This window comes from Holtiella tumoricola (assembly GCF_027857615.1).
Lineage (GTDB): Bacteria > Bacillota > Clostridia > Lachnospirales > Cellulosilyticaceae > Holtiella > Holtiella tumoricola.
In genome coordinates, this window is sequence record NZ_JAQIFT010000072.1 from 1 (window position 1) to 16,189 (window position 16,189).

A 16,189-nucleotide genomic window follows, 5' to 3' on the forward strand; every position below is an offset into this window, starting at 1 on the left:
TGTATTAAAGGTGTAGCCGATACAACTACTCCAAGTTGTGGCTGCGGCTGTGGCTGTAATAGACCACAACCAAGAAATACAAATTGTGGCTGGAATAACTAGTAATAAATAATTAGATAAAAATTAGGAGGGATTTTAGTTATGGCATGTTGTAATTGCGGATGTGGATGTAATGGTGGGAATAGTTGTGGATGTAACTGTGGTCAGAGGAAGGGTTGTAAATGTTTAGCTAACGATGTTTATAATCTTATTCAAGAAATTCAAGATTTAGCTGAAGATTTACAAGATGCTTGGGATGCATTAGAAGATGAAGGTTGTATTAAAGGTGTAGCCGATACAACTACTCCAGGTTGTGGCTGTGGATGTGGATGTGGATGTGGATGTAATAGACCACAACCAAGAAATACAGGCTGGGGATGTAATAACTAATTATTATTTGAATAGTAAATAACTATAGAAGGGTCCTTTTCATAGAGGTTAGTAGACTATGAAAAGGGCCTAAATTTATTTAATTGGATAAAATAAGCTATTAGGTAGCGTTTATGATGACGATATAGTAAATAGGATATAGGATAAAGCAGGAGGAAAAATTATGTTCTTTAATTTTAAGAAGAAAATGCCAAATCAAAAGGCTCACGATATAGAGATAAATGTTTCACGCCAAGTGATTAATGAAAGAGAAAAAATAGTAAAAAGTATAATGGAGCAAAAGAAATTACCTATACTTGTTATAGATAAGAGTTGGTATAATGTCAAAGAACTTATTATAAATGAAGTGATTGAACAAAAAGAAAAGGAACTTGTTGATTGTTTAAAAGAACAAGGTAGCCTAAATAATGCTCTAAAAGAAAACCATGCAGTAAAACAAAATTTATTAAAAAAAGTATTAGAAGTAAGTGAAGCTATTAATAGTAAGGGAGATAGTAAAAGGGAAGCAGAGCTAGATACTTTACATCAAGCTATTACTAAAATAAATAATGATGTAGAGAGTCAAGAAACGAGGCTTGAAGAGGTTCAAGGTTTGATAGAGTCAACGAATAGAGACTTGACAGAAGAAGCAGTAGCGTTAAGCTATACTTATATGGAAAGTTATAAAGAAACAAGTAGCCAGCTACAAGAGGAAATAGATATTCTGCGAGCAAAGTTATTAGAAAAGGCAACTGAAAAGAAACAATACGATCAAAAGATAACAACCCTTTACCATTACTTACATAATATAGTAGGCTATAAGCATATTGATAAATTGGATAAGAAATTAGGTGATTCATAAAAGTGATTATAGGAATAGGGAATGACATAGTAGAGGTTAAACGTATTAAGCGAGCGACTGAACGTACAGAGTCATTTGTAGATAAGCTTTTAACGGCAGAGGAAAAAGAGCGTGTCATAAAAGTTGATAAGATAAAGTTTGAATCTATTGCAGGTATTTTTGCAGCTAAAGAAGCTGTAAGTAAAGCACTTGGAACAGGATTTGTAGCTTTTGAGTTGAGAGATATTGAAGTGAGAAAAGATGAAAATGGTAAACCTTGGGTGAAGTTATATGGAGGAGCATTAGAACTATGTAATCAACTTGGAGCCACACATATACACCTTACTATTTCTCATACTAAGGAGTACGCTACGGCGGTTGCTATTTTAGAAAAGGGGAACTAAGATGAAGCTTGGAACAAAAAGAGAAATGAATCAGTTAGATGAGATGGCCATTTCAAATTATTTAATACCAAGTGTATTGTTAATGGAGCAAGCTGCAAGTAGATTATATGAGTATATAAGCCAAGAACATAGTGGAAAGGAAATACTTATCCTTTGTGGTCCGGGGAATAATGGAGGAGATGGTTTAGCACTTGCAAGGCAACTTGTTTGCTTGGGTAAAGAAAATGTAACGATTGGGTTTGTTGCAGATTCAGAGAAGCTCTCAAGAGATGGTAAGTGTTATCAGGCAATTTGTGAAAAGTTGTGTATTCCATCTATAAGTTTACTAGATGAACAAGATAAATTATATACAGTTATTGAAAGTTCAGATGTTATTGTAGATGGCATATTTGGAACGGGTCTAACAAGAGTTGTAGAGGGTGCAACCAAAGCGTTATTTGTGAGAGTCAATCAATCAAAAGCCTTTAAAGTGAGTATAGATATACCTTCAGGTATCCAATGTGATACAGGAGTAATATTAGGAGAAGCTATTAAAGCTGATTGTACGATTACTTTTCAACTAGGTAAGGTAGGACAATTTGTCTATCCGGGCTTAGAATATTGTGGTGAACTTAGAGTTGTAGATATTGGTATTCCACAAGCACTAGTAGAAGGAATGGCATGTAGTCATTATGTTATTGAAGAACAGTTAGCTTCTAAGCTACTTCCAAGGAGACCTATCAGAAGTAATAAAGGGACCTATGGTAAGGTTCTTGTAATTGGTGGGCAAATAGGAATGAGTGGTGCCATCTGTATGACAAGCCTGGGTGCTATGAGGGTAGGGGCAGGACTAGTTACAATGGCTGTACCTAAATCACTTACCCAGATAGTAGAGCAGAAGGTAACAGAGGCTATGACATTACCGCTTCCTGAACAAGATGGACATTTAAGTAGTCAAGCGGCAGATGTACTCAAAGAGATCATAGCTAGGTATAGTGTAATTGCAATAGGGCCTGGACTTGGGCGGGATATAAGCGCACAAAGAATAATGGAAGTCGTACTGGCTAATGATAGGCCTACTCTTGTAGATGCAGATGGGTTATATGCTTTAAAGCCTTATTTAGAACAAATGAAGCTACGTAAGACGCCTCTCATCTTAACACCTCATGTAGGAGAAATGAGTATGCTATGTGAAGTAAGTGTTGAAGAAATTTTGAAAGATCCAATGAAATATGCTAGGAATTTTAGTAAGCGATATGGTGTAATTACTGTATTAAAGTTGGAGAGGATGTTTATAGTAGATCCTGCAAGTGAAACGCTTTATATAACAGCTAAAGGGCATCAGGCGGTTGCTAAAGGTGGAGCTGGGGATGTTTTAACAGGATTTATTACAGGTATATTAGCTTGTAATAATAAACCTCTAGAAGCAGCCCTTCTTGGAGCATATTTACATGGAGATACTAGCTTACATGTAGTAGAACATAAAGGTATATATAGTGTATTACCTACAGATTTACTTGATTATGTAGGAGATAGTTTTAAGAATTTAATGAGTTTGTAAAGTTTATCATATATTAACCTTCAGACGAGTATATTATTTATAGAGGAAATGAATGTGAGTGCACCAAAGAGTACGCTTGGATGTGATTAAACCCTTCCTTTTCATACTTGTTTAGGAGGTTTTTTATGTACAAATTAAAAAGAATTTTGGTAATTGGCTGTATTCTCTTGTTAGCAGGTGCTGTATGGGGATGCCAAAATCCAGCATTAGGTACAAAAAGTGTTCAAAGTATAGAGGATATGCTTAAGAACTTAAAAAATTATGAATCAGACCTATCAATAACGTTTACAAAAAACAAAGATGAGAGTAACATTAAGGTGAAGCAAGTTTATAATGAAGATGGTACTTATCAAACGACTATTTTAGAACCTGAAAGATTAAAAGGTTATTGTACGACCTATGATGGGAATACAATGTCAGAGTATCATCCTTCAACAGGGGAAACCATTCAAACAAAAGTTAGTCCTGTTTTAAATCAGCTTTTATTTGGAACCTTTGTTAAACAGTACAAAGAGAATCCAGCACAAGCTACGGATTCTACAATTACAATTCCAATACCAGGCAGATTTAGATATATGGCAAGCGAAAAAGTATGGTTTGATGAACAGACAAAATACCCAAAGAAAATGGAAATATACGATACAGAAGGCAACCTTACAATATCTATTGTATTTGAAAGTTTTGGGTATAATAGTATAAAGTAAGGTCTTAAAAGGAGGCTCAATATGTTATCTCTAAGACCACGCGTTGTAGCAGAAGTAAGTACAGAAGCTATTAGGCATAATTACCACGAAATCAGAAAAGTTATTCCTCACAATACTCAAATAATGAGTATCGTTAAAGCAGATGGCTATGGTCATGGTGCAATCGAAATTGCTAAGATTTTTCAGGATGAAGGCGCAGATTGTTTTGCAGTTGCCATTGCAAAAGAAGGGGAAGAACTAAGAGAGGCTGGTATAGAAAAACCTATTTTAGTATTAGGATACACACCTGCTGCAGATATTGAAGCATTAATTCAATATGACTTGACTCAAACTGTATTTTCTTATGAAATGGCAGAATTTATTTCAGAAGAAGCAGCTAAGTTTAATAAATCTGTTAATGTGCATATTAAAGTAGATACAGGGATGGGACGTATTGGCTTTTTAGCAGATCCGCAAAGTGTGGAAGAGATTAAACGCATTGCCACATTGCCAAACATTAATATGGAGGGGATTTTTACTCATTTTTCTACTGCAGATGAGAGTGATCCTTCTTATACAAAAGAACAGTGGAGCATTTTTACAGGTTTTCTAAATGAACTCCATGAAGCAGGTATAGAATTCCCTATTGTGCATGCAGCCAATAGTGCAGCAGTAATGGTACATAGCTATGCATATGTCAACATGGTAAGACCAGGGATTATTATGTATGGTTATTACCCGTCTGATTATTTATTTGGAAAGAAAATTAACTTACAACCAGCTATGACCTTAAAGACACAAGTTGTACATGTAAAGACTTTAGGGGAAGGGCATTATATTGGTTATGGTAGAAAGTTCTGTACACCTAGAGAGATGAAGGTTGCAACGATTCCTATTGGGTATGCAGATGGTTATTCTAGAAGACTTTCTAATAAAGGGCGGGTGCTCATAAGAGGTCAGTACGCTAATGTTCTTGGTAATATTTGCATGGATCAATTTATGGTAGATGTAACCCATATCGATGATATTAGTGTAGGGGACGAAGTTGTTGTATTTGGAAGCCAAGGAGATAAGACAGTATCTATCGAAGAATTAGCTAGATTAACAGATACAATTAACTATGAAATCATGTGTATGATAGGTAAAAGAGTCCCACGTATTTATGTATAATTTTAAAAAAGTTGGCAAAAGGTATGCATGAGGGAGTGATTTAAATGATTCATCCAAGTGAACATACAAAGGGAGAAACTTCCTTAAAGCACAATACAGAAAAAGTGGATTTAGATACCATGAGAAGAGGCTATCAAGAGATGGCAGCTTTAAATTTATCGTTATCAAAGTTATACTTTGAAGTAGAAAGAGAGGTCGAATCCTATTACGACCACGCCACGGAGTGTGAGTAGAATGCAGGTGAAACGTGGAGATATATTTTATGCAGATTTAAGTCCAGTTATAGGTTCTGAACAAGGTGGGGTAAGGCCAGTTTTAGTGATTCAAAATGACGTAGGCAATAAGTTTAGCCCAACTGTTATATGTGCAGCCATTACTTCCAATGTTCACAAAACTAAAATGCCAACCCATGTAGAAATTAATGCAACACAATATGAACTTGTACGTAATTCAGTCATATTGCTTGAACAAATTCGAACAATTGATAAAAGACGTCTCAAAGAGAAAATATGTCATTTAGAAGATGACTTTATGAGGCTTGTGGATAAAGCACTTAAGCAAAGTTTAGCACTAGATACATAATGCACAAGCGAGGCTGGTTCACTAGTCTCGCTTTTTGTGATACAATTAAGAAAATGGAGGCGATGTTGAATATGAAAGATATAATTGATAAGCTTAGTTCAAGTCTTAAAAATACTTGTAAAGAAGCATTAGACCAAACTCAAAAAACTGTAGATCAAGCGAAATATCGTAGTGACATTTTAACTCTGAAAAATGAACTAAAGAAACTTTATCAAAAACTAGGTGAAGTTTATTATAAAAACTATATGGAAGGGAAAGTGGAAGAAACACCAGATGCCCTTTGTAATCGTATTTCAAGTCTTACACAAGAGTTAGAAAAACTTGAAAAAGAAGTTGAGCAAACAGTTAATGTACAAAAAGATAGTTTTGATGCTTATAAAAGAGAAGTGCGTCAAACATGGAATGAAGACCAACCTACCTATGCCAGTGTAAAAAGAGATGAGAATGGTATTAAAATTCTTAAATTTTGTCCACATTGTAATATAGGTAATCCACCAGAAGCAGCATTTTGCATCCATTGTGGAGAGAAATTATAACAATTGAAGCAGGAGGAAACCCATGCAAAGTAAGTTTACAGTGCAAGCAAAAGCTGCCATTTCCTATGCACAGGAAATAGTAGAGCAGTTTAGACATAGTTACTTAGGAACAGAGCATTTGTTAGTAGGGCTTTTACATGTTAAAGATTCAATAGCGTGTTTAGCATGTGAGCAAGCCGGCATCGAGGAAGATGATGTTATAGAAAAGATGAGAGAAGTGCTTGGATTTGGTAACAAATCAAATGTTATTTCAAGAGACTATACACCTCGTCTTAAACGTGTGATTGAATCAAGTAGCAATATTGCAGCTCAAATGAATATGACAACTATTGGGACAGAACATCTTCTTATTGCTCTTCTAAAAGAAAAAAATAGTGTAGCGGTTAAATTGATAGAAGTATTAAATGGAGATCCAAGAGATATTACTTCTAAGATTTTAACCATGGTTTCAAATGAACCTTCAGTAAGTCCAGGGCAGTTCCATTCCCCACAAGGAAAAAGTAATATTAAATCAACAACACCAACATTAGATCGTTATAGTCGTGATTTAACAAAACTTGCTAGAGAAGATAAGTTTGATCCAATTATAGGACGTGAAAAGGAAATTGAAAGAATAACACAAATTCTTTCACGACGTACAAAGAATAACCCTTGTCTTGTTGGAGAGCCAGGAGTAGGTAAAACAGCTGTAGTAGAAGGGCTAGCTCAAAAAATTGTAGAGGGTATTGTACCAGATTTATTAAGAGAAAAACGTGTGGTGTCTCTTGATTTATCTTCTATGATTTCTGGAACGAAATATAGAGGTGAATTTGAAGAACGTATCAATAAAGTACTAGAAGAAGTACGTTTAGCAGGTGATATTATTCTTTTTATTGATGAGTTGCATACTATTATTGGAGCAGGTGCCGCAGAAGGGGCAATGGATGCATCTAATATTTTAAAACCATCATTAGCAAGGGGAGAAATTCAACTTGTAGGGGCAACGACCTTAGAAGAATATCGTAAACATATTGAAAAAGATGCAGCGCTTGAACGTAGATTCCAACCTGTAACTGTTGATGAACCTACTGAACTTGAAACACTTCTTATCTTAGAAGGTATTAAAGAAAAATATGAAGTGCATCATCAAGTGCAAATTACAAAAGAAGCGATTCAGGCAGCAGTACGTCTTTCAAGCCGCTATATAGCAGATCGCTTCTTACCAGATAAAGCAATTGATTTAATTGATGAAGCAGCATCTCGTGTACGTCTTAGAAGTTATACTTCACCAGAACACATTAAAGAATTAGAAGCTAAATTAGAGGAGTATGCACTTCAAAAAGAAGAGGCTATTATTAGTGAAGATTACTTAAAAGCTGGTGAAATTAAACGCTTAGAAGCTGAATTAAGAGAAGAAATTGTAAAAGCACAAGCTGAATGGGAAGCAACACATACAATAGAACGTCAAGCTGTGACAGAAGAAGATATTGCAACAGTTGTAAGTACATGGACTCACATACCAGTTATTAAACTGGCTCAAGAAGAAGCTGAAAGGCTTAAGAATCTAGAAAATATTTTACATGAACGCGTGATTGGTCAAGAAGAAGCTACAATAGCAGTAGCTAAGGCTGTAAGACGTGGGCGTGTAGGATTGAAAGATCCAAATCGTCCAATAGGTTCGTTCTTATTCTTAGGACCAACGGGTGTAGGAAAAACAGAACTTACAAAAGCATTGGCAGAAGTCATGTTTGGCGATGAAAATGCTATGGTACGCCTTGATATGAGTGAATATATGGAAAAACACGCTGTATCCAAGCTTATTGGTTCACCACCAGGATATGTAGGTTATGAAGAAGGCGGGCAGCTAACAGAAAAAATAAGACGTAAACCTTATTGTGTTATTCTATTTGATGAGATAGAAAAAGCACATCCAGATGTATTTAACATTTTACTTCAGATACTTGATGATGGACATATAACAGATTCTACAGGAAGACGTATTAACTTTAAAAATGCGATCATTATTATGACTTCTAACTTAGGGGCTCGTAATATTGTTGAACCTAAGCGTGTAGGATTTATTTCTGTCAATGATGAGAAGAAAAACTATGAAGAGATGAAAAAGAACGTAATGGATGAGTTAAAACGTTCATTCAGACCAGAATTCCTAAATCGTATTGATGAGACATTAGTGTTCCATTCTCTTACAACTGAACATATCAAACAAATTGCTGAAATTATGATTAAAGATTTAACTTCTCGTATTACCAAGAATGTAGGTATTCAAATTGAGCTTACAGCTGAAGCGCTTAATTTCTTAGCTGAAAAGGGATATGATAAGGCGTATGGAGCAAGACCTCTTAAACGTACCATTCAAAGTTATATTGAAGATAAGTTAGCTGATGAAATTCTTGCAGGACATTTAAGAGAAGGGGATAGTGTATACGTAAATTTAGAAAATGACACAATTATCCTGAAAAAACAATAATCCTATACTTTTTATAGTAAATCGTGTATAATAGACATATATATAGATAAGTGTTGAATTTATTATTTAGTGGAGGGTTTTATCATGGCTGTTATTACAGAAATTATTCGTCTTAACGAGGATGGCACACTTAGTTTTGGAAATTATGACTTACAAGAAAAGACAAAAGTAAATGATTTTGAGGTAGATGGACGTTTCTATAAAGCAAAATCATTTTATGAAGTAACAAAACTCAAAAGAGATGGTGCACTTGTTTACGAATCGCTACCAGGTACAGCTGTACATCACTTTTCGGTAACAGACGAAGTAGTGAAGTTTGAAGTTGAAGGTAACAAAATGGCTCAAATTACATTAGAGATACAGCCAGATACTGAATATAAATTATTAATTGAAGATGTGCTTGTTGATCATGTTAAAACATCAAGTACAGGTAAAGTTGTTTTTTCAGTAGATCTTAATAAAGAACCTAAAAATGTAGTTCTTAAAAGAGTAGGCTAATTAAAGCAAGGGTCGTTCACGATGTGAACGGCTCTTTTAATTTATAGCAGATAGGATTTAGTTCTATAAAGTATAATAGGAAAAGACTTAGTAGTGCAGATAGTGATAGGTTATAGAATGTGTAGTTTGTAGAAATGTGATATGATAATAAGAAATGAAGTTTTTAAGAATACCTAAATAGGTAATACTATAAAAAGTTAGTTAATAAAAGGAGAAATATAGATTATGGCAAAACTTAAGCAAGTTTATGTATGCCAGCAGTGTGGCTATGAGTCAGGAAAGTGGATGGGAAAATGTCCAAGTTGCAATGAATGGGGCAGTTTGGTTGAAGAAGTAGTTGAGGCTAAAAAGACACCTCTAACTTCAAGTAGTGTAAAGGGGACAAGTAATGCTCCAATAAGACTTAAAGATATTAAGATAGAAAATGAAATTCGTACAACCACAGGTATGAATGAATTAGATAGAGTACTAGGAGGAGGGATTGTAAGAGGGTCTTTAATCCTTGTTGGTGGAGATCCAGGGATAGGGAAATCAACCTTGCTTTTACAAATTTGTGAAGAACTCGGTAGACAAGATAAACAAGTACTATATGTCTCAGGTGAAGAGTCTGTCAGTCAGATAAAAATGCGAGGGGAGAGATTAAATGTTCATACAAATAATCTAAATCTCTTAGCAGAAACAAATATGAACTTTATTGAAAACCAAATAAAAACAACTAAACCAGATCTTGTTATACTAGATTCAATCCAGACAGTCTATTGTGATGATGTTACGTCAGCACCAGGAAGTGTGAGCCAGGTTCGTGAAGCCACTCACAAGTTAATGAATTTAGGTAAGGGATATGGTATTACTATTATGATTGTTGGACATGTAACAAAGGAAGGTGCACTTGCAGGCCCAAGAGTCCTAGAACATATGGTAGATACAGTACTTTACTTTGAAGGGGAAAGACATGCTTCATTTAGAATATTACGTGCAGTAAAAAATCGTTTTGGTTCTACAAATGAAATTGGTGTATTTGAAATGCAAGATATAGGACTTAAAGAAGTTTTAAATCCTTCAGAGATTATGCTAGCGGGAAGACCTATGGATGTTGCAGGATCGTTAGTAAGTTGTTCACTAGAAGGAACAAGACCTATGCTTATAGAAGTGCAGGCGTTAGCAAGTTTTACAAGTTTTGGGATGCCACGTCGTACAGCGACAGGTCTTGATTACAATCGTGTAGTCATCTTAATTGCAGTACTTGAAAAACGTGCAGGACTGGATTTGGGTAATTACGATGTTTATGTCAATTTAGCAGGTGGCCTTAGAATCAATGAGCCATCACTTGATTTAGCAGCTGCACTTGCAATTGCTTCAAGTTTTAGAAATACATCTATAGACCCTCATACAGTTATTTTTGGGGAGATTGGTTTAACCGGAGAAGTAAGAGGTGTGCCAATGGCAGAAAAACGTGTTATTGAAGCTGCTAAATTAGGATTCAAAATATGTATTATGCCAAAAGCTAATGTAGAAAAATTACCACCTATAAAGGGGATTAAAATAATAGGTGTATCAAATATTGGAGAAGCACTAGATGCTATTGCAGTGAGATGAATGTTTGTATTCATCTCTTTTTTTATATTATAAGTTAAAAATATTGATATGATGCATAAAATATAGAGGGTAAAATTGATGATAATATACAAAAATAAAATTTACTTTGTTATTTTATTGACGAATAAATATAACATATGCTATTTTTAAAGTATAAAATAACTGTTATTTTTTTAACAGTGGATATATTTGAAGAAACACAAAATATGGGAGGGAAAGTATGGATAACACAGCAGTAGTAGATCAGGTTGTTGATACTGAACAAGTAGTAGCAAGTAAATTTAAATGGTCGGATCTTTATAAGAATGAAGATTGGTGGGCTATTTGGTTAGGGTTTATTGTTATCACATTAGGATTTATCAGTGTAACAACTGAAGCTTTTACATTTAAAGGTGTAAAAGTAGCCACTTGGGGAACAGCAGAGAATCCATCAGTATTAAGTGTTTTAGCAGATGGTAAATTTATTATGGGTGTTGGGTTTACATTCATTGTTCTAGCGCTATTATTTAGTATTGGTATGAAATGTATGGGGAAAAGTCCTGTTAAATTTATAGCAGGATTTGCAGGTGTATTTTTATTAGCATTACTTGCGTATACATTAGCTGCACAAGTAACAATGAAAAATTATCTTGAGTATGCATTCTGGGCACTTCTTATTGGGATGTTAGTATGTAATACCATAAAGACACCAGAATGGATAAAGCCAGCAATTCAGACAGAGTTTTATATTAAAACAGGTTTAGTAATTATGGGAGCGGAAGTACTTTTCTCAAATATTGCTGAATTTGGAATTTACGGACTTGGAATTGCGTGGTTAGTAACACCAGTTGTTATTATTTTCATGTGGCTTTTCGGTACAAAGTTCTTAAAGATCACAAATAAATCAATGGTTATGATTATTGCTTGTGCAACATCTGTTTGTGGTACATCAGCAGCAATTGCTAGTGCAGCAGCTTGTAAAGGGAAAAAGAATGACTTAACTTTCGCAGTTGGTCTTTCACTTATCTTTACTGTTGTTATGATGGTAGCAATGCCATTTGTTTGTAAGTGGATGAATATTGATCCAATGATTGGTGGGGCTTGGATTGGTGGTACTGTTGACTCAACGGGAGCAGTAGTATTAGCAGGTGAAGCGTTAGGTCCTATAGGTGGTCAAGTAGCAGCACTTGTAAAAATGATTCAAAATATTTTAATTGGATTTATTGCTTTTGCAGTAGCAATTTTCTTTACAACAAAAGTAGATAACACAGCTGGAAATAAAGTAGGGGTTTCAGAAATTTGGCATAGATTCCCTAAATTTATTATTGGATTTGTATTAGCTTCAGTTGTATTTTCATTCTTAGTTGAACCAGCATTTGGTACAGAAACAACTAAAGCAGTTATTAAATCATTAAGTGGTTTTAAAGGATGGTGCTTCTGTCTTGCCTTTATGAGTATTGGTCTTGAAACAAACTTCAAAGAAATGGCAAGTCAAATGCAAGGTGGTAAACCACTTACACTATATGTAGTTGGGCAAGTATTCAACTTAATTTTAACTTTATTTGTAGCATGGCTATTATTAAGTGGTATCTTCTTACCAATTCCTAATATTATCGCTTAAACTAAACAGAGGAGAGGATTATTGTGAAACAGGCACAAATAGTTAAAGTATTAAATTACATAGCTCTAGGAATTTTCATTATTATAATAGGCTGTGCAATCTATATTATGCAAAATGATATAGGATTAATAGAAGGACTAAACTTTGGTCCAGGATCATACTATTATAGTGATATTCCAGGTTGGGAAAAATATTTCTTTAACCATAGATTCGTGCAGAACTTAAATCCTCTTCTTATTATAGGATTATTTTGCGGATGGGGATTTATATGCTGGAAAGCATGGGTATACTTAGATACAAAATTAAAATAATAATTCTCATAATAAAAGGGTTGTTGTGAAACAGCCCTTTTTACTATGAGAAAAGAAACAGTTTTAGTAATGCTATAAAAGTAAGTGGAAAGGGTATATGTGAAAAGATATATATATAGAAGAAACTCCTACAAAAATATGTAGGAGTTATAGAGGAGATTAAAGCGTTTCAAGAACTTGACGAGCAGCTTTTACTTCTTCAGGATTAGTTTCATAGATGATTGATTCATCAATCGATGGCAAGCCCATATAAACATTAGGATTTCTATGTGTACTTAAAGATGGACGAAGTGTTTTGGCAGATAAATGAACGCTGGTAGCACCTGTTGTAGTTAAAATTTCTTTTAAGTTTGAACTTGTAACACCAGCTCCAGGCATAATGTCAATACGGCCATTAGCAGCTTCTATAAGTTGTTTTAATAGTTTACGACCTTCGTAAGCATTAGCAGCTTGACCAGAAGTAAGGATTGTATGGAAGCCAAGTTCTATTGCTTCTTCTAAAGCGCGGAAAGGGTCAGAGCATACATCAAATGCACGATGTAATGTTAGATGCATACCATTTGACAGTTCAACTAGTGGCTTAAGACGTTCTATATCCAAGTGACCGTCTGGTGTAAGGGCACCTAGTACAAGACCATCAACCATTAACTCACGACATGCTACAACATCTCTTTTCATTTGTTCGAATTCGAGGTCAGAATAAACAAAATCTCCAAAACGAGGACGAATAATAGCATAAGCAGGGATATTGGCGACATCTTTTACCATTTTGATAAGGCCTGTACAAGGTGTAACACCACCTATCATGAGATGACCACATAGTTCAAGTCGAGTTGCACCATTTGCAGCAGCTATAATAGCAGATTCAGCAGAATCAATACATATTTCTAAGTTAAAATCTTTCATAAATTAACCTCTTTCTTTTGTAAATACTTGCTGTTATTGTTGCCAGTATAACTTAGGAATGACTGTGTTTCAAGGAGAAAGGGTGATTTTGTAGGTTAAGAATTAGAAAGTATGGTATAATAAATTTAGGAATACAAAGAGAGTGGGGGACAGGATGTATATACGACCAAGGGCAGCGGCTATTATCTTAAATGAGCAGCAAGAGTTACTTTTATTGAGACAGAAGAACCCAGAGACAGGATTTGAATGGTGGACACTTCCAGGTGGTGGTATGGAGCCAGAGGAAAGTGTTATTGATACCATTGTAAGGGAAGTAGAAGAAGAATGTAATGCTAAGTGCAGACCACTTAGATTAATTTATATGAGTGAATACGTTGACTATGAGCTCGATACACATCATTTAGGTATGTTCTTTTTAACTGCAATAGAAGATGAAAGTACAATTAGGGCAGGATACGATCCAGAAGTTGAAGTTCAATTTATTAAAGAATGTCGTTTTGTATCTAAGAAAGAAATTCAAACATCCAAAATTCCGATTTTTCCACCAGTATTTAGAGAACAATTTTGGAATGACCTAGAAAATGATTTTAAAAACTGTGAAGTTTATCAAAGAGGCATGATTTTAGAAGAATAAATGTTAAAAAATTCCAATTTATACACAAAATGTGGATAAATTGGGGATAAGTATAAAAATAAGTCTTTAAAAATCATAATTTATGATTTTTAAAGACTTATTTAAATGCTATTTTAATGAATATTTCCCTAAAATATTTGTACGTGCCTTTTCATTTTCTACGACAGAAGAAAGTGAAATGCCTAATGTATTTGCAAGGGCTCCTAGATAGAATAGGACACGTCCCATTTCTTTTTCTATGGATTCATTACAATCAGGGCATGGATAGCCTTCAAGATGAGTACTTAGAAGGGATTTTAATTCCTCGGAACTGGAAATGCTAGAAAAATCTAATTGTTGCTTAGCAGTTTCGAGTTTTATACACCCGCACATAGTTGCTGATTTTGATATGGCTCGGTTTAAACGAGCAGAAGCATCTTGTAATTTTGTCATTTGATCTAGTATACTTTTATTGCGTAAAATTAAGTCATCTATAAAGTTCTGAAATTGTTCAAGTTCAGTAGACTCTATCATTTTAAACATCACTCCTAAACCATAACGTTGGTGTATCTTTAGATAGTAGTATAGCATAAATGGAAAGATTTTGAAAGTTGTAAAACTAATAGATGGATAAAAAAACCAAAAAAAAATATACAAACTTTTAGTGAATTTATGTTATAATACTACATTGTACAGTAAGAGGACAGAATATATAAGTAAAGAGGTATGATATGAAACTAAGTTTTAATTTTGAAGGAACCAAGATCGATTATGACCTAACATACAAAAAAAGAACTAGCATTGCTATTAATGTAGATGAAGATGGTAGTGTTAAAGTGTTAGCTCCTGTAGGTACACCTCTATTTAGTGTCATGGATAAAGTAAAGGGGAATGCAGATTGGATCTTAGGTGAACTTTTACGTATACAACGTGCAAAAGAATATGCAAATCACTGTATGTATTTAGGTAAAAACTATGGAATTGAATTTGTAGAAGATGAAACAAAGGAAAATCCTGTTGTTAAATTAGTAAGAGGAAAATTTGTTGTTGAAGGACAAAATATTACTAAAGAAACAATGATGTTGCCTTTATGTGAATGGTACATAACAAAAACAATGAGTAAACTTAAAGAACGCGTAAAAGTTTATAATGAGCAATTTGAAAAAATGCCAAAGAAAGTTGATGTGAAAATACTTCAAAATAGACTTTGGTATATAGACGAAGATCAAATCATTTTCGATGTGAATATTGGAGTAGGCCCTGTGAATTTAATTGACAGTGTTTTAGTAGAAGCACTTTGTAGATTTAATGGAATCGAAGATAGTAATAGTGTTTTAGCTAAAATGGTACCTGAATCAGAACAAGCAAGAGAATGGGTAAATATAAATAAAGATCGTTTTATCTTTAGATAATGCTTTCGAGTATTATCTTTTTTCTATAAATTCTATAATGGATATAACTTATAGAAAAAAGATAAATAGATATTAAGAAGAAGTTTCATGTGTATAAATAATATAGCATGTAACTTCTTTTTTTATACTAAGAAAGTTGAGAATTTACAGGAAAAATATAGGAAAGTTTGATTTAAAAAAGACGACAAAAAAATGCAGAAAAACTGTTGACATACATATGCACTTTTAGTATACTTCATAGAGTCAGCGGCGGGCGTAAAGCACTGACACAAATAGAATATCCCATTTTGGGGGCGTAGCTCAGCTGGGAGAGCACCTGCCTTGCACGCAGGGGGTCAAGGGTTCGAACCCCTTCGTCTCCATTGTCCATAATTGGACAACATTGTACTTTGAAAACTAAACATAATCAAATAATAGATTTGAAAGAAATTTTGAATCTACAATTTAACCGATAACGAAGTTCTTAATTTATTGAACGTTAGTGAAAATAAATTTTAGAAATTCGAAATACTATATTACAGATTGTTAGTTTTGTAGAAACGTTACAAGATGTTATATCAGTAAAATTAATACTTATTCTGTTATATTTAACAAGAACAAGGCAAATATTCAATGACACAAT

18 protein-coding genes and 1 tRNA gene are annotated in these 16,189 nt (G+C 34.1%); 17 read left to right on the forward strand and 2 right to left on the reverse strand.

The features are described 5' to 3' along the window. The first annotated feature begins 141 nt into the window (after positions 1-141). From PBV87_RS21790 to PBV87_RS21855, 14 genes are all read left to right on the forward strand, one after another. Positions 142-429, forward strand: a complete 288-nt coding sequence (locus PBV87_RS21790) for a hypothetical protein (RefSeq protein ID WP_271013749.1) — start codon at positions 142-144, stop codon at positions 427-429. A 163-nt stretch (positions 430-592) separates the two neighbouring features. Continuing rightward, a complete protein-coding gene (locus PBV87_RS21795; protein WP_271013750.1) occupies positions 593-1,270 on the forward strand; it encodes a hypothetical protein in 678 nt (225 codons plus the stop codon). 2 nt (positions 1,271-1,272) lie between these two features. Next, the gene (gene acpS, locus PBV87_RS21800; RefSeq protein ID WP_053985784.1) at positions 1,273-1,653 is read left to right on the forward strand and encodes a holo-ACP synthase; all 381 of its coding nucleotides are present in this window, start codon (positions 1,273-1,275) and stop codon (positions 1,651-1,653) included. Position 1,654: 1 nt separating this feature from the next. After that, complete coding sequence (locus PBV87_RS21805; protein WP_271013751.1) at positions 1,655-3,193, forward strand: NAD(P)H-hydrate dehydratase; 1,539 nt, start codon at positions 1,655-1,657, stop codon at positions 3,191-3,193. A 125-nt stretch (positions 3,194-3,318) separates the two neighbouring features. Continuing rightward, complete coding sequence (locus PBV87_RS21810) at positions 3,319-3,897, forward strand: LolA family protein (RefSeq protein WP_271013752.1); 579 nt, start codon at positions 3,319-3,321, stop codon at positions 3,895-3,897. 21 nt (positions 3,898-3,918) lie between these two features. After that, the gene (alr, locus tag PBV87_RS21815; RefSeq protein WP_053985781.1) at positions 3,919-5,046 is read left to right on the forward strand and encodes an alanine racemase; all 1,128 of its coding nucleotides are present in this window, start codon (positions 3,919-3,921) and stop codon (positions 5,044-5,046) included. A gap of 44 nt (positions 5,047-5,090) precedes the next feature. Then, positions 5,091-5,279 carry a hypothetical protein gene (locus tag PBV87_RS21820; RefSeq protein WP_053985780.1) on the forward strand — a complete coding sequence of 63 codons (189 nt, stop codon included), beginning with the start codon at positions 5,091-5,093 and terminating at the stop codon, positions 5,277-5,279. 1 nt (position 5,280) lies between these two features. Next, entirely contained in the window at positions 5,281-5,628 is a 348-nt protein-coding gene (locus tag PBV87_RS21825; protein ID WP_053985779.1) for a type II toxin-antitoxin system PemK/MazF family toxin, read from the forward strand. A 71-nt stretch (positions 5,629-5,699) separates the two neighbouring features. Continuing rightward, the gene (locus tag PBV87_RS21830; RefSeq protein ID WP_053985778.1) at positions 5,700-6,164 is read left to right on the forward strand and encodes a zinc ribbon domain-containing protein; all 465 of its coding nucleotides are present in this window, start codon (positions 5,700-5,702) and stop codon (positions 6,162-6,164) included. 22 nt (positions 6,165-6,186) lie between these two features. Further along, on the forward strand, positions 6,187-8,631 hold the full coding sequence (locus PBV87_RS21835) for an ATP-dependent Clp protease ATP-binding subunit (protein WP_053985777.1): 2,445 nt from the start codon (positions 6,187-6,189) through the stop codon (positions 8,629-8,631). Positions 8,632-8,715: 84 nt separating this feature from the next. Further along, positions 8,716-9,129, forward strand: a complete 414-nt coding sequence (locus tag PBV87_RS21840; protein WP_053985776.1) for a hypothetical protein — start codon at positions 8,716-8,718, stop codon at positions 9,127-9,129. 225 nt (positions 9,130-9,354) lie between these two features. Then, positions 9,355-10,725, forward strand: coding sequence for a DNA repair protein RadA (radA, locus tag PBV87_RS21845; protein WP_053985775.1), 1,371 nt, complete (start codon positions 9,355-9,357; stop codon positions 10,723-10,725). Positions 10,726-10,945: 220 nt separating this feature from the next. Further along, on the forward strand, positions 10,946-12,325 hold the full coding sequence (locus PBV87_RS21850) for a YeiH family protein (RefSeq protein ID WP_053985774.1): 1,380 nt from the start codon (positions 10,946-10,948) through the stop codon (positions 12,323-12,325). A 23-nt stretch (positions 12,326-12,348) separates the two neighbouring features. Beyond that, the gene (locus PBV87_RS21855) at positions 12,349-12,636 is read left to right on the forward strand and encodes a hypothetical protein (RefSeq protein ID WP_053985773.1); all 288 of its coding nucleotides are present in this window, start codon (positions 12,349-12,351) and stop codon (positions 12,634-12,636) included. A gap of 159 nt (positions 12,637-12,795) precedes the next feature. On the opposite strand, the gene PBV87_RS21860 is transcribed toward PBV87_RS21855, so the two are convergent. After that, positions 12,796-13,542, reverse strand: coding sequence for a copper homeostasis protein CutC (locus PBV87_RS21860; RefSeq protein ID WP_271013753.1), 747 nt, complete (start codon positions 13,540-13,542; stop codon positions 12,796-12,798). A 154-nt stretch (positions 13,543-13,696) separates the two neighbouring features. On the opposite strand from PBV87_RS21860, the gene PBV87_RS21865 reads away from it, so the two are divergent. Then, a complete protein-coding gene (locus PBV87_RS21865; protein WP_053985770.1) occupies positions 13,697-14,176 on the forward strand; it encodes an NUDIX domain-containing protein in 480 nt (159 codons plus the stop codon). A 108-nt stretch (positions 14,177-14,284) separates the two neighbouring features. Here PBV87_RS21865 and PBV87_RS21870 read toward each other — a convergent pair whose 3' ends face one another. Continuing rightward, the gene (locus PBV87_RS21870; RefSeq protein ID WP_053985769.1) at positions 14,285-14,689 is read right to left on the reverse strand and encodes a nucleoside triphosphate pyrophosphohydrolase family protein; all 405 of its coding nucleotides are present in this window, start codon (positions 14,687-14,689) and stop codon (positions 14,285-14,287) included. A 197-nt stretch (positions 14,690-14,886) separates the two neighbouring features. Here PBV87_RS21870 and PBV87_RS21875 point away from each other — a divergent pair, with 197 nt between their 5' ends. Further along, positions 14,887-15,567, forward strand: a complete 681-nt coding sequence (locus tag PBV87_RS21875; protein ID WP_053985768.1) for a YgjP-like metallopeptidase domain-containing protein — start codon at positions 14,887-14,889, stop codon at positions 15,565-15,567. Between the two features lie 289 nt (positions 15,568-15,856). Next, a tRNA-Ala gene (locus tag PBV87_RS21880) sits at positions 15,857-15,929 on the forward strand. The last annotated feature ends 260 nt before the right edge of the window (positions 15,930-16,189 follow it).

Excerpts from the sequence above, each read along its gene's own strand:
- PBV87_RS21875 (WP_053985768.1), top strand. The coding sequence starts at position 14,887 with ATGAAACTAAGTTTTAATTTTGAAGGAACCAAGATCGATTATGACCTA.
- PBV87_RS21805 (WP_271013751.1), top strand. The coding sequence starts at position 1,655 with ATGAAGCTTGGAACAAAAAGAGAAATGAATCAGTTAGATGAGATGGCC.
- PBV87_RS21870 (WP_053985769.1), bottom strand. The coding sequence starts at position 14,689 with ATGATAGAGTCTACTGAACTTGAACAATTTCAGAACTTTATAGATGAC.
- PBV87_RS21835 (WP_053985777.1), top strand. The coding sequence starts at position 6,187 with ATGCAAAGTAAGTTTACAGTGCAAGCAAAAGCTGCCATTTCCTATGCA.
- PBV87_RS21810 (WP_271013752.1), top strand. The coding sequence starts at position 3,319 with ATGTACAAATTAAAAAGAATTTTGGTAATTGGCTGTATTCTCTTGTTA.
- PBV87_RS21850 (WP_053985774.1), top strand. The coding sequence starts at position 10,946 with ATGGATAACACAGCAGTAGTAGATCAGGTTGTTGATACTGAACAAGTA.
- PBV87_RS21790 (WP_271013749.1), top strand. The coding sequence starts at position 142 with ATGGCATGTTGTAATTGCGGATGTGGATGTAATGGTGGGAATAGTTGT.
- radA (WP_053985775.1), top strand. The coding sequence starts at position 9,355 with ATGGCAAAACTTAAGCAAGTTTATGTATGCCAGCAGTGTGGCTATGAG.
- PBV87_RS21820 (WP_053985780.1), top strand. The coding sequence starts at position 5,091 with ATGATTCATCCAAGTGAACATACAAAGGGAGAAACTTCCTTAAAGCAC.
- PBV87_RS21840 (WP_053985776.1), top strand. The coding sequence starts at position 8,716 with ATGGCTGTTATTACAGAAATTATTCGTCTTAACGAGGATGGCACACTT.
- PBV87_RS21830 (WP_053985778.1), top strand. The coding sequence starts at position 5,700 with ATGAAAGATATAATTGATAAGCTTAGTTCAAGTCTTAAAAATACTTGT.
- PBV87_RS21825 (WP_053985779.1), top strand. The coding sequence starts at position 5,281 with ATGCAGGTGAAACGTGGAGATATATTTTATGCAGATTTAAGTCCAGTT.
- alr (WP_053985781.1), top strand. The coding sequence starts at position 3,919 with ATGTTATCTCTAAGACCACGCGTTGTAGCAGAAGTAAGTACAGAAGCT.
- PBV87_RS21865 (WP_053985770.1), top strand. The coding sequence starts at position 13,697 with ATGTATATACGACCAAGGGCAGCGGCTATTATCTTAAATGAGCAGCAA.
- PBV87_RS21860 (WP_271013753.1), bottom strand. The coding sequence starts at position 13,542 with ATGAAAGATTTTAACTTAGAAATATGTATTGATTCTGCTGAATCTGCT.
- PBV87_RS21795 (WP_271013750.1), top strand. The coding sequence starts at position 593 with ATGTTCTTTAATTTTAAGAAGAAAATGCCAAATCAAAAGGCTCACGAT.